Raw genomic sequence first — 26179 nt, 5'->3', positions numbered from 1 at the left:
CTGTGTCCCGTCGGACCGGTCAGTCGTGGCTCACAGCGGCGCGTGACACCGGGAAGTCGAAGTACGTGTGCGGGTACGGCTCGGTGGTGAGCGAGTAGTGCCACCACTCCTTGGGGTAGTTGGTGAAGCCGGCGTCCGCCATCAGGCGCTTGAGCAGCAGGCGGTGGTCCATGGCCTGGCCGGTCACCCGGGGATCGAGGGTGTGGGCGAGCGAGTCGAAGCAGTCGAAGCCGGTACCCATGTCCACGGTGTTGTCCGGGAACCGCTGCGCCTGCGGCGCGGTGCAGGACGTCAGCCTCTCACCGGCGACGTACGGGCGCTGGTCGCGCGCCGGCAGGGCGACCATGGTGAGGTCCATCGTGCTGCCCCGGCTGTGGGCCGTCGGTCCCGCGATGTACCCCTCGTTGAACAGCACGGACTTGTCCAGCTGCGGGTAGAACTCGGCCTTGGTCCGCTGGTCGTCGAGGCGCGGTCCCCAGCGCTGGAAGTCGTCGACCGCCCGCTGCGGCCGGTAGCAGTCGTAGACCTTGAGGCTGTACCCGTGGGCGCGCGCGGCGGTCTGGACGCGGTGCAGGCCCTCGGCGGCCTCGCGGGTGAGGATGCAGATCGGGTCGCGGTAGCCGTCGATCGGCCGCCCGACGAAGTTGTGGTCGGTGTCGTACCGGATGTCCTGCAGAATCGTCGGATCCACATCGGACAGAGCGACGAACCCGGCCGGGGCGCGCTCGGGTACGTTCGCTCCGGCGGACGGGGCGGGCTTCGTCGGTGTGGCCGGGGCGCTGGTCGGTACGGCTGCGCCGGTCGGCACGGCGCTGGCCGGGGTGGCGCTGGCCGGGGTGGGGGCAGGGTGCATCGTCGCCGTGGCGCAGCCGGCCGCGGCTGCCAGGGTCGCCACCGTGGTCGCGAACAGGGCGAGGGTGCGCCCGGTGCGGGTCTGACCCGGGTGGGTACGCCCCGGGATCCGGCGAAAGACCGACATGCGCCATGTCTAGCACGCTTTGTTCTCAAACCGACACGCTGAGTTTAATGTCCCTTCTCACGTCCTTGCCGGCGCCGTCACCCGCCGGCCGGGCGTTGTGACCGCCGTGACACGTGGGAGGGGCACAATGCGAGGAGTCGATGCCGGCATCGAGTCTGGACCATCATGCGCCTACCGTCGTGGCTGACCTTCGGCCTCGGTCGCCCGCTGCCCGCCGTCCTGCTCCGGGAGGGTCAGATCCCCGGGCTGCGGACGGCCAAGACGACGCTGGCCGCCGTGGTGTCCTTCATCGTGGCCGACGCGCTGGGTACGAGTGCGCAGCCGGTACTCGCGCCCCTGACCGCGCTGCTCGTGGTGCAGGTGACGATGTACGACACCGTCACCCAGGGCCTTCAGCGGGTGGCCAGCGTGCTGGCCGGCGTACTGGTGGCGCTCGGCGTCGCGACGTTCGCCGGGCTCACCTGGTGGAGCCTCGGCGCCGTGGTGGCCATGTCGCTCGTCCTGGGGATGCTGCTGCGGCTGGGGCCGCACCTGCTGGAGGTCCCGATCAGCGCGATGCTGATCCTCGCCGTCGGGGGCGCCGAGGCCGCGGCCGTCGGGCGGGTGTACGAGACCCTCATCGGCGCCGGGATAGGCGTGCTCGTCAACCTCGCGATCGCGCCGCCGCTGTACGTCCGCCCGGCCGGCGACGCGATCGGCGACCTGGCGGACCGGATGGCGCGGGTGCTGCGTGGGCTCGCCGGTGACGTGCGCTCCGGCTGGTCGCGGGACGTCGCCGACCACTGGCTCACCGAGGCGCGCGCGCTCGGCGCCGAGGTGGCGCGGGCCGACCGGTCCCTGGAGCGCGCCGAGCACAGCGCCCGCCTCAACCCGCGCGCCGCCAGCATCCGGAACGCGCAGCCGCTGCTGCGTACCGCCCTGACCGGGCTCGAACACTGCTACGTGTCGCTGCGCAACCTGTGCCGGGCGCTCTTCGACCGTACGTACTTCATACCGGTGGAGGAGCAGGCCGGTGCGTACGACGAGGAGGAGCGCGCGGCCCTGGCCGACGTACTGGAGTGCGCGGCCGCGGCGCTGGCGGGTGTGGCTCCGCTGGCCTCGGGCAGCGCGCCGGCCGACGCCGCGCGGGGGACGGTGGAATCTCATCTGATCGAACTGCATCGCCGCCGAGACCGGCTGAGCCAGCTGCTGATCGTCGACCCGCACGCCGACCAGGCCGCCTGGCAGCAGCACGGCGCGCTGCTGGCGGCCGTCGACCGGCTCCGCGTCGAGGTGGAGGCGACCGTCCGGCCGTCGGACGCGTCCTGGCGACCGCCACTGATCACGGAGCGGCAGCGCCAGGCGATCCGCCGGCTCAGGGGCGCCGCGGCGCAGGCCGCGAACGGGCTGCAGCCACGCCGACCTCCCGAGTCATGATCACCGAGAGCGCGCGGTGCCATGACACCGCCGGCTCTCGGTGATCACACGGGAAGGGAGCGGTAGAGGTCGAGATGGCGGGCGGCCGCGGCCCGCCAGGTGTAACGGGCGGCCAGGGACCGTCCCGCCGCACGGCGCGCGTCCGGGTCGGACAGCGCGGCGCCCAGCGCGTCGGTGAACCCGCGGGTACCGGACGCGAAGGCGACAGCGCCGTCGAAGATCTCGCGCAGCACGGGTAGGTCACTGGCCACGACGGGTACCCCGGCTGCCAGCGCCTCCATCGCCGCCAGCCCGAACCCCTCCTTCGTGGACGGGAACGCGAACACGCTCGCCGCCGCGACCAGCGACGGCAGGGCGTCGTGGCCGACCGTACCGAGGACCACCGGCTCGACGCCGAGCTCGGCCGCGCGCCGCTCCCAGCGGGCCCGGTAGTCGCGGTAGTCGAACAGCGTCTCGCCACCGGCGATCACCAGGCGTACGTCCGGAGCCGGGCGACGGAGCAGGGCGTAGGCCTCCAGCAGCGCCAGCGATCCCTTGCGCGGCTCGATACCGCCGACCGCGAGCACGTACCGGCCGAGCCCCTTCCACTGTTCCCGGGCGGCGACCGCGGTCGGGCCCGGGCCGGCGGCCGCGGCGAACCGGTCGGCGTCGACGCCGTTGGGGATGACGGCCGCCTCGATGCCCCAGCCCTGCCGCAGCTCGGCCGCCACGGCCGAGGACACGCAGACGTGCGCGTACGGCGTCACGATGGCCCGCTCGTGGCAGGCGGCCAGCTCGGGCGTGGTGAACTGGTCGAGGTGGTGCACGGTACGCACGCAGCGGCCCACGGCGTTGGCGCTGATGCAGTCCTGCGCGTGCACGACGTCGTACCCTCGCGGGTTGAACGCCGCCCGCAGCGCGGCGATCGACCGCAGGATCCGCTCGCCCACGCCCTCGCCCGGCCGCTCCGGGAACGGCACGACCTCCTGACGTACCCGATGATCGACCGGGCGGAAGAACCCGGCGTCGTCGCCGCGGCCCAGTGTCCAGACGGTCACCCGCTGGCCGAGGTCGGCGAGCGCCTCGGCCAGCGCGAGGGTGTGCACCACGCCGCCGCGTGGCTTGGTGGAGTAGGTCAGCAGCGCGATGGACAGCGGTCTCACGAGCCGCTTCCATAGGCCGTGGGCTTACGCTCCTTGAGGTGGCTGAGGACCCGCCGGGCGTTGGCGATCTCGGCCGCCGGGTCGATCTCGGCCACCGCGATGCCGGCCTTGGACCAGGTACGGGCCAGGATCTCCCCGCCGGGGCCGACGACCTTCGCCTGCCCGAGGAAGCGCATCCCACCGATGGCTCCGGTCTGGTTGGAGGAGACGAGGACGACCTGGTTCTCGGCCGCCCGCGCGCGGTCGTACAGGTCGAACAGCCGCGACTGCCGGTCGTGGGTCATCCGCGGCGCACGGTTGGTGATGCTGGCCGGCCACGCGGACAGGCACGCCAGGATCTCGGCGCCGTCGAGCGCGAGCCGACGGGCCGACTCGGGGAACGTCTTGTCGTAGTCGATCAGCATGCCGAGCCGGCCGACGGGGGTGTCGAAGGCGGTGAAGCGCTCGCCGGCGGCGTAGACGACCGACTCGCCGGCGGGCTGGTGGACCTTGCGGTGCCGGCCGAGCACACCGTCGCCGGTCACGCAGACCGCGCTGTTGTACCGGCGCTCCCCGTCGGCCTCGCAGTAGCCGACGCACACGACCATGTCCCGGGCCAGCGCCGCGACGTGCCGGATGTGGCCGCCGTCCGGATCGAGGGCGGGCGGCAGCGCGGCGGGATCGGGGTGGCGCAGGTCGGCCAGGTACCCGCCGAGGGCGGCGTCCGGCAGCACGAGCAGACCCACGCCCGAGCCGCGGGCCTGGCCGACGAGCGCCGCGATGCGCTGGACCGCGTGGTCCAGGGAACGGCCGAAGTGCGCCGAGACGGCACCGATGCGGATCATCCCCATGCGCGGCTCAACCCGCCATGGACAGGTCCGGCACCCGGTACGTGTCCGGCCTGCGGTCGCGTAGGTGCCCCATGGCGCGGCGGGCGTCCTCGAGGGTCCGCGCCACGTCCAGTTCGGCCACGGCCATGCCGGCGCCCACCCCGGTGTCGGCGAGCACCTCGCCACCGGGGTCCACCACCTTCGCGCTGCCGACCAGGCGCAGGGAGCCGAAGGTGCCGGACTGGTTCGCCGACAGCCACACCACCTGGTTCTCCAGTGCCCGGGCCCGGTCGAACAGGTCGAAGCGGCGCTTCCACCGGTCATGGGCGAGGTTCGCGGTCTGGTTGGTACGGCTGCCGGGCCAGGCCGACATGCACACGATGATCTCGGCGCCGTCGAGCGCCAGGGCGCGGGCCGACTCCGGGAAGGCCTTGTCGTAGCAGATCATCATGCCGATCCGGCCGACCGGGGTGTCGAACGCCGCGAACCCGTCGCCCGCGCCGTAGCTCGCGCCCTCGCCGAGCGGCTGGTGGACCTTGCGATGGGTACCGAGCACCCCGTCCCCGGTCACGCACACCGCGCTGTTGAAACGGCCGGAACCGGCGCGTTCGCAGTACCCCGCGGTCACCACGAGATCGCCGGCGAGGGCCGCGAGCCGGCGGATCTCCGGCCCGTCGAGGTCCAGGGCGGGTGGCGCCTCGGCCGGACCGTCCAGAGAGGACAGGTAACCGCCCAGGCACGCCTCGGGCAGCGCCAGCAGCCGTACGCCGCCGGCCCGCGCCTCGGTGATCAGCCGCTCGATCCGGGCGAAGTCCGCCTCGAGGTCGCGGTCGAACGGCGCCGCGACAGCGGCCATCCGAAGTGTGCTCACGCCTGCCCCAATCCGGTGACGTCGTGGGATATGACAGTGGTCAGTTCGCCGTCCGGCCAGCGCAGCGCCACTCCGCTGCCCGCGACGAGCTCGCCGCACTCGGCGCTCACGGCCGGACCCGCCGGTGGCGGGGGAGCGCCGGGCGTGTCGGCGGTGAGCATCGCGAAGCCGGGGAAGCACGTCAGCCAGTCACCGACCGTCGTGCCCGACGGTCGAGGTACGGCCGCGACGTCGAGCACCGCGCCGCAGCCGCTGGCCTCGGCCAGCATGCCGAGCGTGCCCGCGATCCCGGCCATCGACACGTCCTTGGCCGCCGCCGGTCGGGCGGCCGCCACCGACGTGAGCATCGCGCGCAGTTCCGTGGTCGTACGCGTGGACGTGGAGTCCCACTGGCGCCCGAGGTACCCGGGGCGCCAGCCCCCACCGGTGTCCACGGTCAGGCGTACCCGGTGCCCCGGCACGCCGCCTCCGCCGCGTACCGGGTCGGCGGCGCGGCCGAGGGCGGTGACCGACAGCGCGGCCGGCACGCCGAGCTGGGTGTGGCCGCCCAGCACCGGTACGCCGTACGCGGCCGCCGCCCGCCGCAGCCCGGACAGGATCCGGCTGGCGAAGGAGCGGTCGCGCGCCGCGACGGCGTCGAGCAGGCCCACCGGTTCGGCGCCCATCGCGGCGAGGTCGTTGACGTTGACCAGGACCGAGCACCAGCCGGCCCACTCCGGGTCGCGCTCCACCATCGACGGCAGGATGGCATCACAGGCGGCGACGAGGTCGGTACCGGGGACCGGCGCGCCGTCGTCGCCGACGAAGCCCGGCCCGCCCGGCGCGACGCCTCGCAACAGCCGCCCGAGGTCCCGCTTGGTGGCCGCCGCCGCGGCGATCCGGCCGACCGGCCACCGCATCAGTACGTGCGGGACCCCGGCCACGGTCACGGTCCGCACCGCCGTCCACCCCAGCCGGCTGAACATCGGCTCGTTGCGCAACTGCACCGTCGCCTCGAAGCGCAGCACGCCCGCGTTCTCGGCGTACGCGCACGCGGCCCGGACCAGGGCCGGACCGACCCCGGCGACGCCCCGGCTGGCCGGTACGACGGCGAGCCGGCCGCCGCGCCACCACCCGAGGTCGGGGCCGTCGCCGGCCGGGTGCAGCCGCACCCCGCCGATCACCTCGCCCCGGTTGTCGCGGGCGACCAGGACGACGGTGCGCTCGTCGGCGTCGTAGGAGTCCAGGTCGTGGCGGGTGAACAGGCCCTGCTCGGTCACGAAGACCTCGGTGCGCAGCGCCCGGTAGGCCTCCAGGCAGGCCGGGTCGTCGGCGCGCTCGACGGAGAAGGCCGGGCGCGGTGCGGCGCGGCGCTCGCCGAGCAGCGCGACCACCTCGAACGTGCTCATGCCGCTCATCCGCCGGCCGCCGGCAGTACGCTGCAGGCACCGCAGGCACCGCAGGCGGCGCAGCCGGCCTTCTGCTCGGCCCCGGTCATCCCGGCCGCGCGGAGCAGCGCGGCGACCCGTTCCGTCACCTCGCGGACGAGCTCAACGGGCGGTGCCGGGACCCCGTCGCGCCGGGCCAGGGTGCCCGGCATGGGCCGGAACGGTACGACGAACGGGTACACGCCCCGCGCGATCAGCCGGGCCGCCCCGGAGACCAGGTCGTCGGGGTCCTCGCCGAGCCCGACCAGCAGGTACGTGGAGACCTGGTTGCGGCCGAACACCCGAACCGCTTCGTCCCAGGCCGCCTCGTACTCGCTCAGCGGCACCGTCGACTTGCCCGGCATCCAGCGCCGGCGGACCTCGTCGTCGAGCGACTCGACGTGGATGCCGATCGAGGTGGCGCCCGCGGTGTACAGGTCGGCCAGTACCGACAGGTCGGCCGGTGGCTCGATCTGCACCTGGATCGGCAGGCCGGGTACCGCCTCCAGCACGGCCCGCACGCACCGCACCAGGTTACGGGCGCCCCGGTCGGGGCCGGTGGTGGTCCCGGTGGTCATCACCATCTGCCGGACCCCGTCGAGGCGTACCGCTGCCGCGGCGACCTCGGCCAGTTGAGCCGGGGTCTTCGCGGCCACGGTCTCGCCGGCCCGCAGCGACTCCTCGATGGTGCAGAACCGGCAGCGCTGGTCCTCGCCGTACCGGATGCAGGTCTGCACCACGGTGGTGGCGAGGACGTCCGCGCCGTGCAGGCGGGCGATCTTCTCGTACGGGACCCCGTCGGCCGTGGTCAGGTCGTAGAACTTCGGCCGGCGCACGACCGTGAGCGACAGGCCGGTGTCGACCGCGCCGTGGAAGACCCGGCCGTCCCGGACGTCGAAGGGGCTGTCGGGGTTGTTGGGCAGTGCCGCGTTGGCACCGTCGACGAGCACATGGCCGTCGTCGCTGGGGCCTGCTCCCTGCGGACGGCGTACGGGTGCCCGCAGGCGTACGCCGTGTACCGCGAGGGCCGCACGTACCTCCACTGTGGATGTGTCCGGACCGTCGGTGCCAACGCGCACAGCAACCACCTCTAGAACATGTACGTGGAGTTGATGATCGCGCCCTTGCGCGCGTAATGGATCAACGCGTCCTGGACGTCGAGCGGGTGGGCGGGGATGACGCCCTCGATCAGGTCCTCCTCCCGGGCGCCGTGCAGCGACAGGCCGAACCGGCAGCAGTACACCTTGCCGCCCTCGGCCATGAACGTCTTGAGCTGGTTGTTGATGTTCATCTCGCCGGGGAACGCGGCGTTGCCGGTGGTGGGGAACCCGCGGGTCGCCAGGCAGTTCAGCGAACCGGGGCCGTAGAAGTAGATCGCGGTCTCGAAGCCCTTCCGCAGCGCCCGCGTCGCCTGCAGGATCGCCACGAAGCTGACCGACGACTCGTGGGCGATGCCGTGCACCAGCGTGAAGTACGCCTCGCCGTTCTCGGCCTGGTAGTCGGGGAAGATCTTCGTGGTGCCGTACAGGCTGGAGCCCTCGGGAAGGGACGGGTGGGGGATCTCGTCGAGGCTCTGCTTCTCGAGTTCGGCCAGGTCGGCCATGGTGTGCTCCTTCGGTTGTGTGGCTACTTCGGTTGAGCGGCTACGGCTATCCGTAGAGCTTGTGGAACGTTTCGCGGAACACGAGGTCCGCGAGGTCAGCGCCGCCCACGGCGGCTTTCATGCGGGCGTACTCGCCGGGCTGGTCGCCCCAGGGTTCGTCACTGGCGAACAGGATCCGGTCGTGGCCGACCCCGCGCCGCTCCACCTCGGTGAACAGCCACCGCGGCGCGAAGCCGATCGCCCACGACAGGTCGGTGTAGACCCGTTTCCCGGCCTCGACCCAGTCGAGGAACCGGGAGCCGGCCAGCTTGATGTGGCCGCTCATGCCGCCGCCGAAGTGCACCAGGTGCACCGCGACCCGGTCGCCGTACCACTCGACCAGGTGGCCGACCTCGTCGATGTCCGAGGCGGCGCCCGGTGACGTGTGGACGTGCACGACCAGGTCGTGCTGTTCGGCGGCGGCGAAGATGCGGTCCAGTCCGGGCCGGCAGGTGGGGTCGGTCGGTCGGCCGCCGAGCAGGAAGCTCAGCTTGAGCGCGCGTACCCCGCGCTCACCCGCCAGCGCCAGCGCGGCCTCGGTACGCGCGGCGTCGGCCGGCAGCGGCGAGACCCACAGCCCGGCGGCGATCCGGTCGTCCGTGGCCGCCGCCTCGACGCACAGTTCGTTGAACGAGAACGCCACTTGCGGATCCGGTACCCCGTAGTTGGGGATGACCAGGGCCCGTTCGGTCCCTTCCGCGTCCAGGTCCGCGATCAGCTCCCGGATCGTCGCCCGTGACCGCACCGCCGGCATGACCGGCGGACCCCCATAGAACGGATAGGACGGCAGGACACCGAGGTGCCGGTGCGCGTCGAAGACCGGACGACTGCCCATGGCGACGATTCCCATGGCGACGATGACACTCTCCGATCGCGTCGGCGTCGTTCCATCCGGAACAACGCGTCGTTACGGTGGATTTCGCCCGCGTAAAACGCGGTGGATCTGCCGCGTCAGCCACGGGCCCGGTTCACGCCACGGTGCGCGCCGGCGTGAATTCGTCGTCGCCGGGGCACGTGTTCCACGGCGTACCGGCGATCCACCGCACGTCGGACAGCCGCCGGGCGCCGCGCGCCGCGACGATCCGGTCGGCCAGGTGCTCGGCGTCCGCTCCGACGCCGCTGAGCCGTCCCGAGCCCCAGGTGTACTGCCAGGGCAGTCCCAGGAAGTACAGACCCGGGCAGTTGGTGACGCCGCGGGTGTGGCGGGGACGACCGTGCCCGTCGAACACCGGTTCGTCGATCCACCGGTCGTCGCGGCCGAACCCGGTAGCCCAGATCACCGCGGCGATCCCGGCGGGGTCGAGCTCCGACGCCTGTTCCTCGCCGGGTACCCACACCGGCGTGTACCGCGCCTCGGCCAGCGCGATCACCCCGGTCGCCGCGATGTAGGAGTCGATGGAGTCCTTGATGCTCTCCGACACCGCGTCGGCGTGGTCGAGATTGCGTTTCAGGTCCTGGGCGAAGCGCAACCTGCCGCTGTCGACGCCCGTCAGGCGCCCGTGCAGCCGCATGCCGTCGCGCGCGAACGCGCGCAGGTCGATGTCGCGCCCGCCGTCGCGGCCGGTCACGTAGTGGTTGGCCCGCAGGCGTACGGCGTCGGCGTCGTCGAACTCGTCGATCGTCCGGCGGTAGTAGCCCATGTCGGAAAGCCACGCCACCACGTCCCGGCCACGGTAGAACCGGGCGACCCGGGGTGCGCTGCCGACGGCGAGGTGCACCCGACGGCCGGCCAGGTGCAGGTCCTCGGCGATCTGGGCGCCGGACTGGCCGCTGCCGACGACGAGCACGTCACCCGCTGGCAGCTGCGCGCTGTTGCGGTACTGCGACGAGTGCAGTTGGAGGATCTTCTCCGGCAGCCGCTCCGCCATCCGGGGAATCAGCGGCACCTGGTACGGGCCGGTGGCGACGACGACGTGGTCGGCGGTGACGGCGCCCGCCGTCGTGGCCAGGTGGAAGACTCCGCCCCGGTCACGCCGCAGACCGGTGGCGCGGACCCCGGTCACCACGGGCGGGCCGAACGACCGCGCGAAGTCCTCGACGTACCGCGCGATCTCGTCGCGGACCATGAAACCGTTCGGATCGTCGCCGGGGTAGGGGAAGCCGGGCAGGTTGCACTGCCAGTTCGGCGTCACCAGGCAGAACGAGTCCCAGCGGCGGTCGCGCCACTCGCCGCCGACCCGGTCGCGCTCCAGGACCAGATGGTCGACGCGGCGTCCGGTCAGGCACTTGCTCATCGCCAGACCGGCCTGGCCGCCACCCACGACGACGACCGTGCGGTGTTCACCGTCCAGCTCAGGGGCGCCGGCGCCGCCCGACAGATGTATCACTCGCGATGCTTCAGACACGTGCCCCAGTACAGTCAGGGATCATGTCGGCGGCGTTGCATCCGGAATGCCCCGCCGTTACGACTCGCCCCGACTCCGAACCTTGCGGGATCAATCCCAGGCCAGGCGGATTACTCGTAGTGAGCGAAAAAGGGCGGCCTTCCACGTTGGCCATCGACAACGTACGATCCGATCTTCGGTGGCGTCGGCATCCGACGTCCGCATCGGTCGTTAACGCGGAGTTACGCTGTGGGTACAACCTTCAGGTACTCGCGAAGCAGCACGGTCTGTCGAGTAGGCGGAAATTGGTCCAGCTCAGGCACGACCGATGAGCGAGGAGCGGATATGACTGGCAGCCGCAACCCCCGGCGTGGGACGACGGCTATCCCGCGCGTGCCGGATCACCGGGTCGACCCGGGTGATTCCACCGGTCGCACCGGCAGTGCCGGCTCCGCCGGCAACGCCGGTTACGACTGGGACCGCTTCAACCCCGACTGGTACGTACAGCACAACTATGCGGAGTTGCGCGACGACGACCGCCGCATCCTGCAGCTGGTCCGCGACTTCTTCGCCACGGTGCTCGACACCGACCGGCCGGTCGGCCGCGGAATCGACGTCGGTTCGGGCGCGAACCTCTATCCGGCCCTGGCCATGCAGCCGTACTGCCGATACATCGAGCAGCGCGAGCGCGGTGGTCAGAACGTCCGCTGGCTGGAGCGCCAACGACCGTGGTATTCGGAGCTGTGGGACCAGTACTGGACGCTGCTCACCCGGCTCCCGGCGTATCAGCGGATGGAGAAACCGCGCGAGGACTTCGCCGCCAAGGTGCGGGTGCGCTGCGGCAACCTGTTCGAACTCGGGCCACGGCAATGGGACGCGGGGACGATGTTCTTCGTGGCCGAGTCTATTTCGGACCAGGAGCGCGAGTTCAAGAGCGCGGTGGAGCGGTTCGTCGGTTCACTCAAGCCGGGTGCGCCCTTCGCAGCGGCCTTCATGCAGGAGTCGGCGGGGTACTATGTCGACGGGATTCGCTTTCCCGCCGTGGCGGTCACCAAAGCGGATGTGGAGCATTGCCTGGAGCCCCTCGCACGTGATGTGGAGACTCACCGGGTTCATTCCGCCAAATCACTGCGTGAGGGTTACAAGGGGATGATTCTCGCCGTCGGGAGGGCGCGCAGACTGCCGGGCTGACGACGGGCTGCCGGGCTGATGAAGGGCTGTGGTCGGTAGCGATGAGGATCCAACCGCGCCAACAACTGATGGAAGTGTGGCAGGCCGTCGCCCGATCGTCATTCTCGGACGGCAGGTGGGTCTGGGGTGGCCGCCACGGGCGCAACTCGATCAGCGACGCCGAGCAACTGATGTGCATCATGGGTCCGGCCACCGAGATCAGCATCTTCAAACTGGACCTTCCCGACGAGACTGCCGAGGACGCCCTCGACGCGCTCAGCATGCTCGGTGACAGCATCGAGATCCCCAAGCTGCTGATCGACGTCATCATCGAATTCCTCACCACGTACACCGACAAGGACGGCACGCCCACCTTCGGGGGCGGCACCTACTTCACCGGCAAGGGCGGAGCCGAGCCGCTTCCGGTCCAGCACGATCTGGACGTCGTCGACTCCTTCTCGGTATCCGTACGGCTGTCCCTGGCCACGATCGGGTTCGCCCGGGTGTTCCGCCGCATCGTCACCCGGCAGGCGCTGCGCGAGAAGGTGGACCTGCTCGAGGAGTTGGCCGGCAAGCGGCTCACCGCGGCCATGGTCGGGCTGCTGCGCAGCTTCAGCGTCAACGTGTTCGACGTGCACTCGCCCGAGGGCCAGTTCCTCTGTCGGATGCTCAACCACGACCGGTCGCCGACCGGCCAGATGATCGACGAACTCCGCGAGCAACTCCGCCAGATCAACGCCGGCCTGCGTGACATCACACTGGGCAGTGGCCAGGTGAGCGACCTCGACAACGACAACAAGCTGTTCGAGTGCGGCTGGTCGTGGGGGATCGTGAAGGGCGCCCCGAAGGTGGAGACGAGCGCCGACGCCGGAACCCAGCGTGACGGCACCGCCCAGCACGCGCCCTACCTGTACTTCACCGTCGTCGCCCTGGACGGCATCGAGGATCTGTTCTCGGAGCGGACGCGCATGCTGAACCTGCTCACCGAGGAGCAGCAGCGGCTGTCCCGATCGCTTCAGCTGAGGTGGGACCTCACCCAGTCCTACTGGTCGAAGATCGGCCGGTTCGGGCGCGGGCGCTGGCCGCTGGAGGACATGCCGTGGCGGACCACCGATGGCGCCGAGGGCGACTACCTCACGCTGCTGGTGTCGTCCATCATGGTGAAGGAGCTGTCCAACCGGCAGGCGTCCGGCCAGGACTTCGCCCGGGTCGCCAGCATCCTGGAGGAGCTGGCCGGCCGGGTCCGCATCACCCGCCGGGCGCTCACCGGCGACCAGGCGGTCTCGCTGCACCACCCGGGCTTCGCCGTCGACCTGCTGGGCAGCGAGGATCTCGGCGGGCCGCAGCTGACCTGGCTGCTCAACGACTTCTCGCCGCAACTGCTCAGGCAGACGCTGCGGGTGGCGGGTCAGCTGCGTGACACCACACTGCGGACCGATGCGGTGGCGCTGGCCGACCGGGTCTGGGAAGGGCACCTGATCAAACGCCGGCTGAGCGGTGGCAAGACCGGCCAGCTGTGGGACCAGCCGAGCGAGGTGTACCCGGAGCTCGAGCCCGGCAAGCCACTGCCGTCCTGGTACTACACCGAGCGCGTGGTCAGCTGCCTGGTCAGCGCCGCCCAGTTCCTCGGCAAACCACCACAGCCCAGCAGCGGACTGACCGAGGTCGCCACCGACCTGCTCGCCGAGGTCGACCACCTGTTCGACCAGGAGATGCTGAGCGTGGCCGCCGAGGCGGGGCCGACCATGCGTACGACCCTTCAGGGCCTGCGGTCGGCCCTGAACCGGGCCCACGAGGTGCTGGACGAGCGTCCGGGCACCGCCTCGGCGCTCGCCTCGTACGTGCTGATCGAACTCGACCGTCTGAAGGCGGCCCGGGACAAGGCTGTGGGGGCCGGCTGAATGCTCGTCTTCGCGGCTTCCGACAAGGGCGGCACCGGGCGCACGGTGACCAGCAGCAACATCGTCTACCGGCGGGCGCTGCAGGGCGGCGACGTCTGCTACCTCGACTTCGACTTCGGCTCACCCACGGCGGGCGCGGTGTTCCAGATCGCCAGCGTCACCCGGGGGACCGTCCAGGGCGGGCTCCACGCGTACCTGCACGGGGACCTCGCGGAGCCGCACGTGGTCGACGTGTGGACCGAGTCCGAGCGCGACGCCCTGCGTAGCCAGCCGCCGGGTGCGGGGCGGCTCATGCTCTACCCCGGCGACAGCGGTGGGGGAGAGTTCGTCACCGGCCCGGAGACGGTACGCCGCTGCGTCGACCTCTTCCTGCGCTTGGAGGAGGAGTACGACCTGTGCCTGATCGACCTGAGCGCCGGCCGGTCGTACGCGGTCGACGTGGTGCTGGCAGCGACCGCCCAGCCCGAGCTGGCGGCGATCGCCAGCCGGTGGCTGGTGTTTCACCGCTGGACCCGTCAGCACATCTACGCCGCGGCCGACCTCCTCTTCGGACAGCGCGGGATCATCGACGCCGGGGTCGCCCGGGGCCACGACCGGGAGCAGTTGACGAGATCGATCCGGCTCGTCCGGACCGCCGTGGTCGACCCCAACGCCGACGACCTGGCGGGGCTGCGTGCTGCTCAGGTCGCGTGGCTGCGCGACTGCAACTACAGCCTGCAGCGGCTGGCCAGGGAGAACCGGATCGGTCGGACGATGGTGCTCGGCACGGTGCCGCTCGACCCGATGCTGCAGTGGCGCGAGCAGCTCGTCTCCGACGACGACGTGGTACTGACCCAGGTCGCGAACTCCGCGACGGTGGAGGCGTTCGACAGCCTCGCCCAGCGGCTGACCGACGACTCCGCCTGGGAGGGACTGTGAGCCGGTCGGAGGTCGACGTCACCGAGGCGCTGGCCGAGCGGCCGATGCGCGCGCTGCCCCTGGCCCACCTGTCGCTGGAGGTGGGCCACCTGTACTTCGAGGACCTCCTCACCGGCGTGGAGGGCGTGAGCGCGTACTTCCAGGGGGTGGCCCGGTGGGCCGACACGGTACGCGCCGCGGCGACCTCCGCGCAGGGCCGGCCGCGGATCAGCACCTGCTTCCTGATCGACGACTACTTCGGGCCGCAGCGGCCGCCCGATGAGGTCATCCCGATGCTGCTGCAGGCGTCCCGGGTCGCCGGGCTGGAGATCGACTATCTGGTACGGGAGTCGGCCTGCGCCGAGGCCGAGGGCGTACCGCTGGCCGCGCTGGTGGAGGAGCGCATCGTCGCCGAGCCGCCGCCGCACACCAACGGCTCGCGCCCGCCCGTGAACGAGACCGGGTGGCTGTGCAACGGGCAGCGCTCGCCGGTCGCACCCGTGGTCGCGGCGATGCAGGCCGCGGTGTCCTGGGCCCCGCCGGTCGAGACCGCCGCCACCCGGCACTCCGTCTTCGTCGATGTGGAGCTGTGGAACGAGGGCGCACGGGGGCGGGTGTGGTCGTGCGCGTACCTCGCCGCGGTATGGCAACTGCTGCGCCTCGGTGCGCTGCGGTACGACGGGGAGCCGGTCGCCGTGCCGCGGCCGGTGGACGGCGGCTACCCCGACGAGTGGAGCAGCCTCCCGGCCGTGATCCAGCTCAACCCCGCCGCGGCTCCGTTCGCCGCGTACCGCGCCGTGTCGGTGCTGCCCCGCCGCTTCCTCCTCACCGAGCAGGCGGTGCGTACGATCCTCAGCCAGATCGCGGTCGACCGGGCGGTCATCGAACAGACCCGGGCGCGGGCGCACGCCGAGGGCATCGAGCTGCCGCCCGACGTCACGGACCGGATCGACTACGTCTTCGCCGGCGACCCGCCAGCGGTCAGTCGAGGTCCCGGGCCGACTCCCACAGGTCCTTGAACCGCTGCATCCGGTCGCGTACCCGCGCCGGCCGCAGTTCGAGGCGGGTGGTCAGGATCGACGGCGCGATGGCGCCCTCGACTCGCGACGCGGGGGTCACCTCGTAGCTGATGCCCTCGTCGAACAGGATGAAGTCGAACAGCGAACTGCGGCGCAGGCCGGGAATCGCCGACGAGTCGAGGATCCGGACGTGGATGCCGATCTCCCGCTGCAGTCGGCAGACGCCGAGGAAGTCCTCGTCGGCCAGGTCGGGCTTGTCCAGGATGAACACCCGGCGGATGTGGACCCCCCGCTGGATCGCGTCCCGCTGGCAGTCGAGGTACCGCTGCCCGAGGTCGCTGGACCACAGGCCGCCGTCGACGAAGCCGTCGCCACCGGCGTCCACAGTGGTCAGGCTCGTGGCGTCGATGCTCGTCTCCACGGTCCTGGTCAGCGACAGCATCCAGTCGCGGTCCTCGCCCTCGTAGATGACGTTTCCGCCGTCGCCGAGTTCCTTGAGGAACTCCGACATCCGGCTGATCTCGGCCTGGGCGAACCGGAAGACGAGCGGCGGCGCCGCGGCGTCGATCTGGGTCGAGTGCCGGACGAGTTGGATCAGCCCCTCGGTCGCCAGTGCGGAGTCCTCCACCAGGCCGAAGAGCTTGGTGGCTTCGTTGATCGTGGAGAAGCCCGTCTTCACCCGCTGCTCGATCTCGCGGGCGTGCCGCTCCTGTCCCAGCTCGACCTTTGCCAGCCGTTTCTCGAAGTCGCCCAGCAGTTGGGTGATGAGGACGACGCCACCGATGAAGACCGAGATGGTGATACTCCAGATCTGGAGCGCCTCGGAGGCGTCCGCGACAACGTTCGTGATGAAGTAGGCGAGGCCGCCGACGCCGAGCGAGAGGGCGATCTTTCGCGGTACGTCCGTTCGGAACGCGCGCTCGTGCCAGTGCCCCGTGCCGTTCATGCTCGCCCCCCGCTTCCGCCCAGTAAGGCCTCCAGCAGTCCGATGGTGGCCAGGGCCATGTGGTCGCGGATGCGCTCGACCGACACCTGCCATTGCCGATTGAGGCCTGGCCGGCGTTCCAGTCGCTGCCACAGCCCCGCCGAGACCTCGGTGCCCCGGGCACCCGGCATCCACAGATGCAACAGGTGATCCACGGCAGGGCGCAGGGCGCGCACGGCGTCGGGGCCGGCGCTGACCCCGATCCGGCTGCGCTCCAGCGTTCGCAGCAGCGTCGTCAGCAACCAGTCGTGGAGGGCGAAGTCCTCGCAGAACTCCACCACGCTCGCGACCTCCGCCCGGCTGCACGACAGCAGCGCGGTGCGCAGCGTCGGGTTCTCCATGCGGAACCGGATGACGTCGGCGGACGGGTGGTCGGCGAGGATCGCGGCCCATCGCAGGCGGGTACGCGCGGCGCGAAGCGGTGGCCTGCGATCGAGCCGGCGCGAGGCCTGCACCGCGTCGACGGCTCGGGCGCTGATGGCGCGGACGTCCAGTGCCGTGGCGGGGTGCTCGGGGTGGACGAACTGCTCGGCCAGTTCGGGGATGTCGACCTTGCCGATCACCTCGACGCGCCCCGGCCTGGCGAGGTAGTGCGACCACGGCAGTCGGTGCGTGACGGCGCTCGGCGTGAGCCGTACCAGCGCGGAGCCCTGCAGGATCTGACCGCCGGTGATGGACGTCCGGCACGCCACCGTGCCGACGGCGCGGGCGCGGCTGGCGGGTACCGGAAGGCCACAGTCGACACCCGTGAGCGTCTCCGGTGAGACCGCGTGGGCGATCGGGCGCTCGAAGCGGCGTACCCGTTCGCTGCGCGACAGGGCAAGGACCTCTTCACATGATGACGGGGACAGCGCGGTCGAATGCTGCAACAGCCCGGTGTGTACTTCGCCGAAGATCAGCGTGGATCCATCGGTCATAGAGATCCTCCCCGACGCGGAGCACGCGTGAGTTTGATTCCATCCCATGGCCCACTGCCAATGCAACTGTTGGTATTCACATCGTGACGCAGTCGCCTTAGTCTCGAATGATGCGCCCCAAGCCGGAGGTTCTGGTCATCGGCGCGGGCGTGTCCGGTCTGACGACGGCGTTGCTTCTCGCAAAAAACAATCTCCGCGTCCGGATCTGGACGCGTGACGCTCTGCTCCGGACCACCTCCTGCGCCGCCGGTGCGCTCTGGGGACCGTACCTGGTCAGCGACCAGAGGGTACTGCCGTGGGCCACGCAGACCCGGCTGGAACTGGAGCGGCTCGCGGTGCGGGATCGCTCGTGCGGGGTCCGGGTCGTGTACGGCCACGAGGCCGCCCGTACCGCCGCGCCGCCGCCCGGCTGGGCGACCGAGCTGCCCGGTTTCCGGACCAGCCGACCGGACGAACTGCCCGCCGGATTCACCACCGGATGGTGGTATCGGGCGCCCATTGTCGACATGCCGACATACCTGCGGTACCTGTACGACCGGTTCACCGACTGCGGCGGAAAGCTCGACCAGCGCGCGGTGGGCTCGCTCGCCGAGGCCGTCGCCGAGGCGCCCGTCGTCGTCAACTGCGCCGGGTACGACGCGCGCAACCTGGTCCCCGACGCGTCGCTGCGCCCCACCCGCGGCCAGATCGTGGTCGTGGACGACCCCGGGATCGAGGAGTTCTTCGCCGAGCACGACGAGTCCGAGGAGCCGACCTACATCCTGCCCCAGCACGACCACGGTCGGGTGGTCCTCGGCGGGAGCGTGGAGCCGGGCCGGACCGACCGGGTCCCCGACGAACGGATCTCCACCGCCATCCGGCGGCGCTGCGCCGAGGTGATGCCCGCGCTGCGCGACGCCAGGGTGGTGGAGGTACGGGTGGGGCTGCGCCCGACCCGGTCGCGGGTACGCCTGGAACGGACCGCCGTCGACGGAGGCCACGTCATCCACAACTACGGGCACGGCGGCGGCGGGGTCACCCTGTCATGGGGGTGCGCCCACGACGTGCTGTCGCTGATCAACGCGATCTAGAATCCTGAGAGCGAGATCGGCTCGCGCTCCTGTCCAGCCCGTTGAGAGAGTTCCGATGATCTTCATTACCGCCAAGTTCCGGGTACTTCCCCAGCACGCCGACCGGTGGCCCGAGATCGCCGACGAGTTCACCCAGGCGACCCGAGCAGAGCCGGGCTGCCTGTGGTTCGACTGGTCCCGCAGCCTCGACGACCCGAACGAGTACGTCCTGGTCGAGGCGTTCCGCGACGGGGACGCCGGTGCCGCGCACGTGCAGTCCGAGCACTTCAAGACCGCCCAGCGGACGCTGCCCCCGCACCTCGCCGAGACGCCCCGCATCGTGAACTTCGCGGTTCCGCAGGACGACTGGTCGCAGCTCGGCGAGATGGCGGTACCCGAGCGCGGCTGAGCGGTACCCGTCAGGCGACGAGCTCGACGCGCCCGCTGTCGAGGTCGTACCGGCCGCCGACCACGACCAGCGCCCCGGCGCGGGCGCGGTCGGCGAGCTGGTCGTCGGCCTTCAACCGGGCGACGGTCAGGGCGGTCTGCGCCCGCACCGTGTTGTCGACGACGTCTCCGGGCTGCCGGACGGCGATCTCGTAGGCCGGGCGCAGGGCGTCGACGACGGCCTGGATGTGCCCCGGAGCCCGGCCCGCGTGGTCCTCGACGGCCTCGATGGTGGCGGCCACGGCCCCGCACCGCGTGTGGCCGAGAACCATGATCAGCCCGGTGTCGAACTCGGCTGGTCCGAACTCGATGCTGCCCAGCACCACGTCGTCCACGCTCTGCCCGCCGGTACGGACCACGAAGAGGTCGCCGAGCCCGCGGTCGAAGACCAGTTCGGGCGGTACCCGGGAGTCGATGCACGAGAAGACGACGGCGAACGGCGACTGGCCCGCCGCGACCGCCTCGCGCCGGGCGATCGACTGGTGGGGGTGCCGGGGACATCCGCTCACCCAGCGCCGGTTGCCCTCGAGGAGGAGGGCCAGCGCGTCGCGGGGGCCGGCCGGCCAGGGTTCGGTGATCGTTTCGGTCGCGGCAGTTGTGCTGGTCGCCGGGGTCGCGGCGGCCGGCGGGGTGAGCGCGGCCGCGAGGCCGGCGCCGCCGGAGAGGCCGGCCAGGCGGAGGAGACGGCGACGGGACAGGGTTCGGTACATGACGAGTCCTGGTGCGGAAAGCAGGTCTCCCCATTGTTTCGCCCACCGGACCGGCCCGTTCCGGTGGGTCAGCGCGGGGGGATGGCGCTCAGGGCGCGTCGGTGCCGGTCGCGGCACGCGATCAGGACGCCCCGGTGAGCGCGGCGAAGACGATGATGTTGTCGAGGTAGTTGCCGGTTTGTCGGTCGAAGGTGCCGCCGCAGGTGATGAGGCGGAGTTCGGGTCGGGTGGTGGGGCCGTAGACCTTGGTGGTGGGGAAGTTGGTTTTGGGTGCCTGTTCGGTGCGGTAGACGGTGAAGCGGGTGGTGGTGGCGTCTTTGCGGGTGATGAGGATGGGGTCGCCGGGGTGTAGGTCGCGCAGGTGGTAGAAGATTCCGGGTTCGTCGTAGCCGTCGACGTGGCCGAGGATGACGCTGGCGCCGGTTTCGCCGGGGGTGGGTCCGGGGGCGTACCAGCCGGCTTGTGCGGGGTTGGTCAGGGGTGGGACCTGGACGGTGTGGTCGGGGTTGAGGTTGAGCGGGATGAGGGTGGACTGGGCGTCGATGGTGGGGATGGACAGTCGTACCGGTACCGACCTCGGCAGCGCCGTCCGGCTGGGCTGAGGGGACGGCGTCCGGGCCGGCCATCCCGCCGATCCTCCAGGAGCGATCGGCGGGATGGCCACGGCGGTCCGGGACGGTTCGGGTGTGATCGGCGTCCGCGCGGGCTGGAGCAGGGGAGGAGGGAGCGCGGCCAGGACGACCAGGACACCGATCACGCCGGCGCCGCGAACCGGTCGTGGGGTGTCACTGCTCATGCCTGACCCGCCGCCGGCGCGTCAGGGCGATGCCGACCGGAGTGAGGATCACGGCACCGGCCAGCGCGAGCGAGATCGTGGCGTCGGTCCCGGCGGTACCGCCACCACCCGTCACGGGCGCGCCGGTGGGCGTCGGGGCCACGGTGGACTGGCTCGGCGTCGGGCACGGGCTCGGCGCCGTGGGGCACTGGGTCGGCGATGGCGACGCGGTTGCTGTCGCTGTTGCCGTTGCTGTCGCTGTTGCGGTCGCCGCCGCAGGCGCCGACGGCGACGGGCTCTCCTGGGCCGAGACGGCCCCAGCGGTACCGCCCAGCGCCATCACCGTGAGCGACACCACCGTCAACAGCCGCGGCCACACTCTGCCGCGTCGACGGGCCGGACGCCTCGATGCGTCATCGATCGTTTTGGGCACCACTACCCCCTTGAGATCACAGGTGAACTACTGGGGTTCCGCCTTCGCCATTTCGTGCGACATGCGACCACGCGTGGTGCGAACTGAGCCGGCGGTGCAAGGCGGCCGGACAACGGAGCTACACCATTGGGGTTAGGCCGCCTGCGGTAGATGTGCTACCCGGATAGTGCGGCCCTATCCGCCCAAGCCGTCAGCCTTGCGGAGATCTTTCAGAGTTCGGCTCGGCTCCGATGTGGGCGCCCAACTGCCCGCAGCACTCCGGCAGCACTCTCGGGCTGACGGCGAAGAAGGAGCAGGGCGTGACGGCTGCGCGAGCTGCGCGCATCCATCACACCCTGCTACCGAACCTAGGGGTAGCTGACGACGTTGACCGGGGTCGTGGCGGTACCCGTCGCCGGGCCGCCGACGTCGTTGATGACGTGGGCGATCGTGCCCATGCCGCCGAGGGACACGGTGAGCAGGTCGTGGAACCGTACCCCGGCCCGGTTGGGTGTCTCGAAGCCGTGCTCGGCCACGATCGAGGGGTCGGCGGTGAAGTTGCAGTAGCTGCCCAGGCCCCACGCCTCGTGGCTGGTCACCGAGTCCGCGACCTTGTAGGCCGCGTACCCCCTCGCACCGGTACGCCAGGCGGACTGGCTCGGCGGGTCGTACGGCATCTCGTTCTGCAGGAAGATGGTCCGGCCGCCCTGACCGTTCCAGACGACCTCGTCCTTCTGGTAGTGCTCGACGAACAGGCCGAGCGCCGTCACGTTGGCGCCGTTGACGATCAGCCCGGTGTCGGCGGTGTTCACCGTCCAGCCCACGCCCGTACCGTGGTCGGCGCGCCAGGCCCAGATGTGGTCGATGATGGTGTTGGCGCTGTTGACCACGAGGCTGGTGGTCGCCTTGCCGGCGCCCGCGCCGCCGATGCGGAAGAAGGCGTCCTGGATCGAGATGGGGTTGCCGGCGTGGCCGGCCGTCGCACCGGCCGGGCCGACCTGAAGCAGGACCGGCGAGTTCACCGGGCCGGCGTCGAAGAGCAGGCCGGCGAGCTTGACCCCGTCGACGTCGGCGACGCTCATCGGTACGACGCCGTTGTCCGGGATCAGCGTCGCATAGCCCAGGCCGAGTACGACCGTGTTCGCCCGGGTGACGTTGACGGTCTGGTTCAGGTGGTAGATCCCCGGTGTGAAAAGCAGGTTCAGGCCCTGGGCGAGCGCGGCGTTCAGGGTCGCGGCGCTGTCGCCGGGCTTGGCGACGTAGAACTGGGACAGCGGGAGGGACGAGCCGGGCGTCGACCCGCCGCTCCACGTCGTGCCCTGCGAGTTGGTCCGCAGCGACGGTACGAACACGTTGTAGTTTCCGCTGCCGTCGAGGTACAGGTACGGCTTCTCCCGGCTCACCGGGGTCTGCGGTACCACCGTGTACGGCGGGTTCGGGAAGCTCTGCGCCGGGGCGCCGGCCACGCCGGAGAACGTCATGTTCCACACGCCGTTGGTCCAGCCGCCGATCTGGCTGTCCCGGGTGAACCACTGCTGCTGGGAGTACGGTCCGACGGTACCGTCGACCTTGCTGTCGGAGATGTAGCCGCCGCTGGCCCAGCCGTAGCCGTTCGGCGCGAGGTTCAGCCCGCCCCGGATGTGCACCCGCCGCATCGGCGCGGCCTGCGCGACCGCCCAGCGGTCGGTCCCGTTGGAGGGGACCACGGCCAGGTTCTCCACCGAGCGCCAGAAGTTCTGGGTGGCGTTGCCGTTGAACCAGCCGGCGTCGACGGTGACGTCGCCGTTGATCGTGACGTCGTCAGGGTTGCGGCCCAGCCCCGCGATCGAGGTGTAGAAGCCGATCTGGGCGTTCAGGCCACTGTACGTGCCGGGCTTGAACAGCAGCGCGTACCGCTGCGTGCCGAACTGGTTGCTCTCCTGCTGGCGGAACACCGAGTCCAGTTGGGACTGGATGCTCGCACTCGACATCGCCGGGTCGAAGACCAGCACGTTGGGGCCGAGGGAGCCACCGCCGGGCAGCGGGGGTGGCGTGCCGCCCCCGCCCAGGCTGCCGTACACCTGGAACTCCCACAGCGAGTAGCCGTAGCCGGTGGCCCGGGCGGTGCCGTACATCCGCACGTACCGGCCGGTGCCGCCGACGGTGAGGGTCTCGGTGCCGCCCTTGCCGGTGGTGGTGGAGTAGATGCTGGTCCAGGTGGTGGCGTCGGCGGAGACCTGGATCTGGTACGCGGTGGCGTAGGCGGCCTCCCATTGCAGGACCACCTGGTCGACGGTGGCGGTGGCGCCGAGGTCGACCTGGAGCCACTGCGGGTCGGAGAAGGCGCTGGACCAGCGGGTGCCGGTGTTGCCGTCGGCCGCCGCCGAGGCGGGCGTGCCGGAGTTCTCCACCGACGACGCTGTCACCGGCTTGCCCTGGGACAGCAGCGTCCCGGCGGCGTTGGCCGGCGGCGTGGCCAGCATGACGGAGCCAACGACCAGTGACAGTGCCGCCGCGACGACGGCGGCGAGACGGGCGGACCTTCTGCGGGCCGCCGGCGCGGAACCGAGTTGCATGGGCGTCTCCCTGATAGGGGTGTGCGCGCCGGAACGCGGCCGCCGGGGTGCACACGAGCCGCGCGGGCGTGCGGGAGGGCGCCGGACCCAGGCGTCGGATCTGGAGTGTCGGACCGCTGCCCAGGTTCGGAGTCCGGGCTGAGAAAGCGCTCTCTTCCCTAGAGACTCGTACACCTTTGTTTAACTGTCAAGATAAGTCTGACCGCAGGTCGCGGCGGTGATGTTATTGCTGCATGTCAATACCTGGCGCCCGGCCGTCCGGGCGCGGCCACGCGACGGGACGGGCCCCGGTGGAACGTTCCACCGGGGCCCGTCAGCGGATTGTCCGCGACCGTGGAGGTCAGACCGGGCAGGTGCTTCGGACCTGCGAGTACGCGCTGCCGGTCCAGTCACAGGCGAACGGGCTGAACCGGGTGTCGTCATCCAGGAACCGCTTGAACCACGACACCAACGCCTTCGAGACGTCGGGGTTGGAGCTGTTGGGGAAGTTGTGCCCCGCCCCGGCCAGTTCGACGTACTCCTTCTCGCTGGACGCCACGCCGTTGTACATCGGGATCGCGTGCTGGGAGGGAGGTGCGATCGTGTCGTTCTGGCCGCCCATGATCAGGACCGGGTTCTTGACCCCCGGCCAGGACGTGGTGGTGTGCCACGGGGCCAGGGGCACCCCGGCGCGTACGGACGGGCGCTGGTTCATGGCCGACAGCGTGCCGCCGCCGCCCATCGAGTGCCCGGCGACGCCCTGCCGCGTGGAGTCGACCCGGTCGCGGACCGCGGCCGGCGCGGAACTTCCGGCCCAGTCCAGCGCCTTCAGCAGTTGGGTGCCGCGGCTGTCGGGCTGGTCCAGGGTGGAGTTGGTCTCGATGCCGACGACCACGAAGCCCCAGGACGCCAGGCGCGGCCCCATCCAGGCGAACGGCGCCCAGCGTTCGGTGTACCCGGGCGAGATCGCCACCACCGGGAACTTCTCGTTGGCGGTCGGGTAGTACACCATGCCCCCGCCGAATCCACTCTGGCCGGTGATGCTCGCCGAGGTGACGCTGTAGCTGCCGTTGCCGGTGATGTTCGAGGCGGTCGGGGCGAGCCCTCGCTCGGTCGCCCACGCGTTCGGCGCGAGCACGCCGACGCCGGCGAGGGCCAGCGCGACGACCGCGGTGGCGGCGGTTACGACCCGGCGCAGCCGCCGGGGGAGGTGATCCTGTCGCTGCACTTCTGCTCCCTGGGGGTAGGGGGAGTTGGTAGCGATCAGGATGAGGTGCGCCAACTGCGGCGCGAACCGGTGATTTCACCAGTCATGCGGCGCTGTCGCCCGGGCGGGGGACAGGACCGGCTACGGGCCGGTCACCGCTGCGTCGGCGCCGCGGAGTCCGGGCGGTTCCCCGAGGGGTTGTGGTTGCCCGAGGGGCTACAGCAGGCCGGCGATCGGCAGGATCGACAGCCGGCAGGGGACCGGCCCGGGGTGGGCCGGGTCGAGGGCGTTGAGCACGTCGGTCAGCGCGACCGGGTCGTACGGGGTCCCGAGGTGGTCGGGGTTGGACAGTCGGCACTGGTCCTGCACGGTGAGGTTGGTGACGTTGGCCGCCGGGGCCAGGAAGGCCGAGCTGTACGGGGTGACGACCTCGTCCGCCTTCGTTGTGATCACCGTGTAACTGATGCCGGGTACCGTCTCGCCGCCGGAGTTGAGCGCGGTGATGAACGGCGACCCCACCTCCTGCTCCACGCAGGACTGGCAGGGGATGCCGAGGAGGGAGTTGGTCGGGTCGAGGGTGCCGATCCGGCGGCCGAGCTCGGTGAGGCCGGCGATGGTGGTCCCGTGGTTGCTGGGGTTCAGGGCCACCAGCTTGCTGATCTTCCGCGCACCACCGAGGTGCTTGATGTAGTAACGGGGCATCATGCCACCCTGCGAGTGGCCCACGATGTCCACCGTCGAGGCGCCGGTGGCGGCCAGTACGCGGTCGATGAACGTGGCCAGCTGCGCGGCGCTGTCCGCGATCGGGCCGGTGCCTTGGCCCGGCGCGTAGGGAGACGATCCGCCGTAGTTCAGCGCGAAGACGCAGTACCCGTTGTCGACCAGCAGTGGGGCGGCGGCACCCCAGTTGTCGTTCATGTTCTCGAAGGTGCCGTGGACCAGGACGACCGGACGCGGGTGACGCGCGGGGGGCTTGCAGGACCAGTCGTTGGCGCCGGCCGGCGGCTGGGAGCCGAGCAGGAACCCGGTGGTGAAGCCGACCGGGAAACTGTTGGTGAGCGGGAGGCGGTTGGTGAGCGGGAGGCGTACCTCGGCCGTGGCCGGCTGAGCGCTGGTCACCACGAACCCCAGCAGCACGGCGCAGCCGAGCGCCAAGACGCCCAGCAGAGTCCCGCGTCTTCTCATCGCTGTACCGGCTTCCATTGAGGACGACAGAGGTGGTGCGGGACCTTAACAGCGCGGTCAGGGGGCGTCAACGAATGGAAATGCGCTGGTCAGGAAGTAGGTCCCCGGATGCCAGGATTCTCGGCGACGCCGGCCGCGTTCCTGTCACCGGCGTGAGTGTTTTCTGGTCCCGTTCCGCCCGTCGCTGTCCGTCGGCGCAGTGAGCACGTTGGGTACGCGGCGTTGACAGTCCGGTAAGGCCTCTCGATACTCGTCGGTAACTTCCGGTCGTGCCCCGCTGCCGGCACCATGACCGGTGCGTATGCCTTGGACATGCGTATGCCTTGGACATGCGTATGCCTTAGACAGTTGCCAGCCGCGACCGAGCCGGCACCGCCGGCCG

Annotated in this window: 24 protein-coding genes; 7 read left to right on the top strand and 17 right to left on the bottom strand. The window is 71.0% G+C overall.

Features of this window, described 5'->3' with window-relative positions:
* Positions 1-19: 19 nt before the first annotated feature.
* Positions 20-979 carry a M15 family metallopeptidase gene (locus tag Pme01_RS23475; RefSeq protein WP_239088413.1) on the bottom strand — a complete coding sequence of 320 codons (960 nt, stop codon included), beginning with the start codon at positions 977-979 and terminating at the stop codon, positions 20-22.
* 165 nt (positions 980-1144) lie between these two features.
* Here Pme01_RS23475 and Pme01_RS23470 point away from each other — a divergent pair, with 165 nt between their 5' ends.
* Positions 1145-2395 (top strand): FUSC family protein, encoded by a 1251-nt coding sequence (locus Pme01_RS23470; protein WP_168117880.1) that lies wholly within the window; start codon positions 1145-1147, stop codon positions 2393-2395.
* 44 nt (positions 2396-2439) lie between these two features.
* Here Pme01_RS23470 and Pme01_RS23465 read toward each other — a convergent pair whose 3' ends face one another.
* From Pme01_RS23465 to Pme01_RS23430, 8 genes are all read right to left on the bottom strand, one after another.
* A complete protein-coding gene (locus tag Pme01_RS23465) occupies positions 2440-3537 on the bottom strand; it encodes an MSMEG_0565 family glycosyltransferase (RefSeq protein ID WP_239088412.1) in 1098 nt (365 codons plus the stop codon).
* On the bottom strand, positions 3534-4367 hold the full coding sequence (locus Pme01_RS23460; RefSeq protein WP_168117879.1) for a carbon-nitrogen hydrolase family protein: 834 nt from the start codon (positions 4365-4367) through the stop codon (positions 3534-3536). The genes Pme01_RS23465 and Pme01_RS23460 overlap by 4 nt, the downstream gene beginning before the upstream one ends.
* A gap of 7 nt (positions 4368-4374) precedes the next feature.
* The gene (locus Pme01_RS23455) at positions 4375-5217 is read right to left on the bottom strand and encodes a carbon-nitrogen hydrolase family protein (RefSeq protein ID WP_168117878.1); all 843 of its coding nucleotides are present in this window, start codon (positions 5215-5217) and stop codon (positions 4375-4377) included.
* Positions 5214-6605, bottom strand: coding sequence for an MSMEG_0567/sll0787 family protein (locus tag Pme01_RS23450; RefSeq protein ID WP_168117877.1), 1392 nt, complete (start codon positions 6603-6605; stop codon positions 5214-5216). The genes Pme01_RS23455 and Pme01_RS23450 overlap by 4 nt, the downstream gene beginning before the upstream one ends.
* Before the next feature lie 5 nt (positions 6606-6610).
* Positions 6611-7702: an MSMEG_0568 family radical SAM protein gene (locus Pme01_RS23445; RefSeq protein WP_203935823.1), complete on the bottom strand. Its 1092-nt coding sequence runs from the start codon at positions 7700-7702 to the stop codon at positions 6611-6613.
* Between the two features lie 11 nt (positions 7703-7713).
* Positions 7714-8226 carry an MSMEG_0572/Sll0783 family nitrogen starvation response protein gene (locus Pme01_RS23440; protein WP_168117876.1) on the bottom strand — a complete coding sequence of 171 codons (513 nt, stop codon included), beginning with the start codon at positions 8224-8226 and terminating at the stop codon, positions 7714-7716.
* Positions 8227-8272: 46 nt separating this feature from the next.
* Positions 8273-9115, bottom strand: coding sequence for an amidohydrolase family protein (locus Pme01_RS23435; RefSeq protein WP_239088411.1), 843 nt, complete (start codon positions 9113-9115; stop codon positions 8273-8275).
* Between the two features lie 118 nt (positions 9116-9233).
* A complete protein-coding gene (locus tag Pme01_RS23430) occupies positions 9234-10592 on the bottom strand; it encodes an MSMEG_0569 family flavin-dependent oxidoreductase (protein WP_239088410.1) in 1359 nt (452 codons plus the stop codon).
* A gap of 342 nt (positions 10593-10934) precedes the next feature.
* Between Pme01_RS23430 and Pme01_RS23425 the strand changes: the two genes are divergently transcribed.
* From Pme01_RS23425 to Pme01_RS23410, 4 genes are read left to right on the top strand one after another with little or no spacing between them, the layout of a single operon-like run.
* Positions 10935-11780: an SCO2525 family SAM-dependent methyltransferase gene (locus Pme01_RS23425; protein WP_168117875.1), complete on the top strand. Its 846-nt coding sequence runs from the start codon at positions 10935-10937 to the stop codon at positions 11778-11780.
* A 41-nt stretch (positions 11781-11821) separates the two neighbouring features.
* Positions 11822-13660: an SCO2524 family protein gene (locus Pme01_RS23420; protein ID WP_168117874.1), complete on the top strand. Its 1839-nt coding sequence runs from the start codon at positions 11822-11824 to the stop codon at positions 13658-13660.
* Positions 13661-14578 carry an SCO2523 family variant P-loop protein gene (locus Pme01_RS23415; protein WP_168117873.1) on the top strand — a complete coding sequence of 306 codons (918 nt, stop codon included), beginning with the start codon at positions 13661-13663 and terminating at the stop codon, positions 14576-14578.
* The gene (locus Pme01_RS23410; protein ID WP_239088409.1) at positions 14575-15576 is read left to right on the top strand and encodes an SCO2522 family protein; all 1002 of its coding nucleotides are present in this window, start codon (positions 14575-14577) and stop codon (positions 15574-15576) included. The genes Pme01_RS23415 and Pme01_RS23410 overlap by 4 nt, the downstream gene beginning before the upstream one ends.
* On the opposite strand, the gene Pme01_RS23405 is transcribed toward Pme01_RS23410, so the two are convergent.
* Together Pme01_RS23405 and Pme01_RS23400 are read right to left on the bottom strand one after the other, a co-directional pair.
* Positions 15539-16522 carry a phosphatidylserine/phosphatidylglycerophosphate/cardiolipin synthase family protein gene (locus Pme01_RS23405; RefSeq protein ID WP_168117872.1) on the bottom strand — a complete coding sequence of 328 codons (984 nt, stop codon included), beginning with the start codon at positions 16520-16522 and terminating at the stop codon, positions 15539-15541. The two genes, Pme01_RS23410 and Pme01_RS23405, sit on opposite strands and share 38 nt — an antisense overlap.
* The gene (locus Pme01_RS23400; protein ID WP_168117871.1) at positions 16519-17478 is read right to left on the bottom strand and encodes an SCO2521 family protein; all 960 of its coding nucleotides are present in this window, start codon (positions 17476-17478) and stop codon (positions 16519-16521) included. The genes Pme01_RS23405 and Pme01_RS23400 overlap by 4 nt, the downstream gene beginning before the upstream one ends.
* A 110-nt stretch (positions 17479-17588) precedes the next feature.
* Between Pme01_RS23400 and Pme01_RS23395 the strand changes: the two genes are divergently transcribed.
* Together Pme01_RS23395 and Pme01_RS23390 are read left to right on the top strand one after the other, a co-directional pair.
* Positions 17589-18548: an FAD-dependent oxidoreductase gene (locus tag Pme01_RS23395; protein ID WP_168117870.1), complete on the top strand. Its 960-nt coding sequence runs from the start codon at positions 17589-17591 to the stop codon at positions 18546-18548.
* A 55-nt stretch (positions 18549-18603) separates the two neighbouring features.
* On the top strand, positions 18604-18936 hold the full coding sequence (locus Pme01_RS23390) for a putative quinol monooxygenase (protein ID WP_168117869.1): 333 nt from the start codon (positions 18604-18606) through the stop codon (positions 18934-18936).
* A 10-nt stretch (positions 18937-18946) separates the two neighbouring features.
* On the opposite strand, the gene Pme01_RS23385 is transcribed toward Pme01_RS23390, so the two are convergent.
* From Pme01_RS23385 to Pme01_RS23360, 6 genes are all read right to left on the bottom strand, one after another.
* On the bottom strand, positions 18947-19684 hold the full coding sequence (locus Pme01_RS23385) for a carbonic anhydrase (RefSeq protein WP_168117868.1): 738 nt from the start codon (positions 19682-19684) through the stop codon (positions 18947-18949).
* Positions 19685-19805: 121 nt separating this feature from the next.
* Positions 19806-20480, bottom strand: coding sequence for a class F sortase (locus tag Pme01_RS23380; protein WP_203935822.1), 675 nt, complete (start codon positions 20478-20480; stop codon positions 19806-19808).
* On the bottom strand, positions 20470-20622 hold the full coding sequence (locus tag Pme01_RS23375; RefSeq protein ID WP_168116469.1) for a hypothetical protein: 153 nt from the start codon (positions 20620-20622) through the stop codon (positions 20470-20472). The genes Pme01_RS23380 and Pme01_RS23375 overlap by 11 nt, the downstream gene beginning before the upstream one ends.
* A 617-nt stretch (positions 20623-21239) precedes the next feature.
* Positions 21240-23426: a discoidin domain-containing protein gene (locus tag Pme01_RS23370; protein ID WP_168116470.1), complete on the bottom strand. Its 2187-nt coding sequence runs from the start codon at positions 23424-23426 to the stop codon at positions 21240-21242.
* A gap of 340 nt (positions 23427-23766) precedes the next feature.
* Positions 23767-24633 carry an alpha/beta hydrolase family protein gene (locus Pme01_RS23365; protein ID WP_168116471.1) on the bottom strand — a complete coding sequence of 289 codons (867 nt, stop codon included), beginning with the start codon at positions 24631-24633 and terminating at the stop codon, positions 23767-23769.
* Between the two features lie 195 nt (positions 24634-24828).
* On the bottom strand, positions 24829-25797 hold the full coding sequence (locus Pme01_RS23360) for an esterase/lipase family protein (RefSeq protein WP_168116472.1): 969 nt from the start codon (positions 25795-25797) through the stop codon (positions 24829-24831).
* Between the last annotated feature and the right edge of the window lie 382 nt (positions 25798-26179).

Source organism: Planosporangium mesophilum (assembly GCF_016863255.1).
GTDB classification, from domain to species: Bacteria; Actinomycetota; Actinomycetes; order Mycobacteriales; family Micromonosporaceae; genus Planosporangium; species Planosporangium mesophilum.
The sequence above is the reverse complement of the archived record's forward strand: the minus strand, read 5'-3'. Positions and strand labels throughout refer to the sequence as shown.

Excerpts from the sequence above, each read along its gene's own strand:
- Pme01_RS23450 (WP_168117877.1), bottom strand. The coding sequence starts at position 6,605 with ATGAGCACGTTCGAGGTGGTCGCGCTGCTCGGCGAGCGCCGCGCCGCA.
- Pme01_RS23385 (WP_168117868.1), bottom strand. The coding sequence starts at position 19,684 with ATGTACCGAACCCTGTCCCGTCGCCGTCTCCTCCGCCTGGCCGGCCTC.
- Pme01_RS23440 (WP_168117876.1), bottom strand. The coding sequence starts at position 8,226 with ATGGCCGACCTGGCCGAACTCGAGAAGCAGAGCCTCGACGAGATCCCC.
- Pme01_RS23390 (WP_168117869.1), top strand. The coding sequence starts at position 18,604 with ATGATCTTCATTACCGCCAAGTTCCGGGTACTTCCCCAGCACGCCGAC.
- Pme01_RS23460 (WP_168117879.1), bottom strand. The coding sequence starts at position 4,367 with ATGGGGATGATCCGCATCGGTGCCGTCTCGGCGCACTTCGGCCGTTCC.
- Pme01_RS23425 (WP_168117875.1), top strand. The coding sequence starts at position 10,935 with ATGACTGGCAGCCGCAACCCCCGGCGTGGGACGACGGCTATCCCGCGC.
- Pme01_RS23400 (WP_168117871.1), bottom strand. The coding sequence starts at position 17,478 with ATGACCGATGGATCCACGCTGATCTTCGGCGAAGTACACACCGGGCTG.
- Pme01_RS23395 (WP_168117870.1), top strand. The coding sequence starts at position 17,589 with ATGCGCCCCAAGCCGGAGGTTCTGGTCATCGGCGCGGGCGTGTCCGGT.
- Pme01_RS23415 (WP_168117873.1), top strand. The coding sequence starts at position 13,661 with ATGCTCGTCTTCGCGGCTTCCGACAAGGGCGGCACCGGGCGCACGGTG.
- Pme01_RS23435 (WP_239088411.1), bottom strand. The coding sequence starts at position 9,115 with ATGGGAATCGTCGCCATGGGCAGTCGTCCGGTCTTCGACGCGCACCGG.
- Pme01_RS23360 (WP_168116472.1), bottom strand. The coding sequence starts at position 25,797 with ATGAGAAGACGCGGGACTCTGCTGGGCGTCTTGGCGCTCGGCTGCGCC.
- Pme01_RS23405 (WP_168117872.1), bottom strand. The coding sequence starts at position 16,522 with ATGAACGGCACGGGGCACTGGCACGAGCGCGCGTTCCGAACGGACGTA.
- Pme01_RS23380 (WP_203935822.1), bottom strand. The coding sequence starts at position 20,480 with ATGAGCAGTGACACCCCACGACCGGTTCGCGGCGCCGGCGTGATCGGT.
- Pme01_RS23370 (WP_168116470.1), bottom strand. The coding sequence starts at position 23,426 with ATGCAACTCGGTTCCGCGCCGGCGGCCCGCAGAAGGTCCGCCCGTCTC.
- Pme01_RS23475 (WP_239088413.1), bottom strand. The coding sequence starts at position 979 with ATGTCGGTCTTTCGCCGGATCCCGGGGCGTACCCACCCGGGTCAGACC.
- Pme01_RS23470 (WP_168117880.1), top strand. The coding sequence starts at position 1,145 with ATGCGCCTACCGTCGTGGCTGACCTTCGGCCTCGGTCGCCCGCTGCCC.
- Pme01_RS23420 (WP_168117874.1), top strand. The coding sequence starts at position 11,822 with ATGAGGATCCAACCGCGCCAACAACTGATGGAAGTGTGGCAGGCCGTC.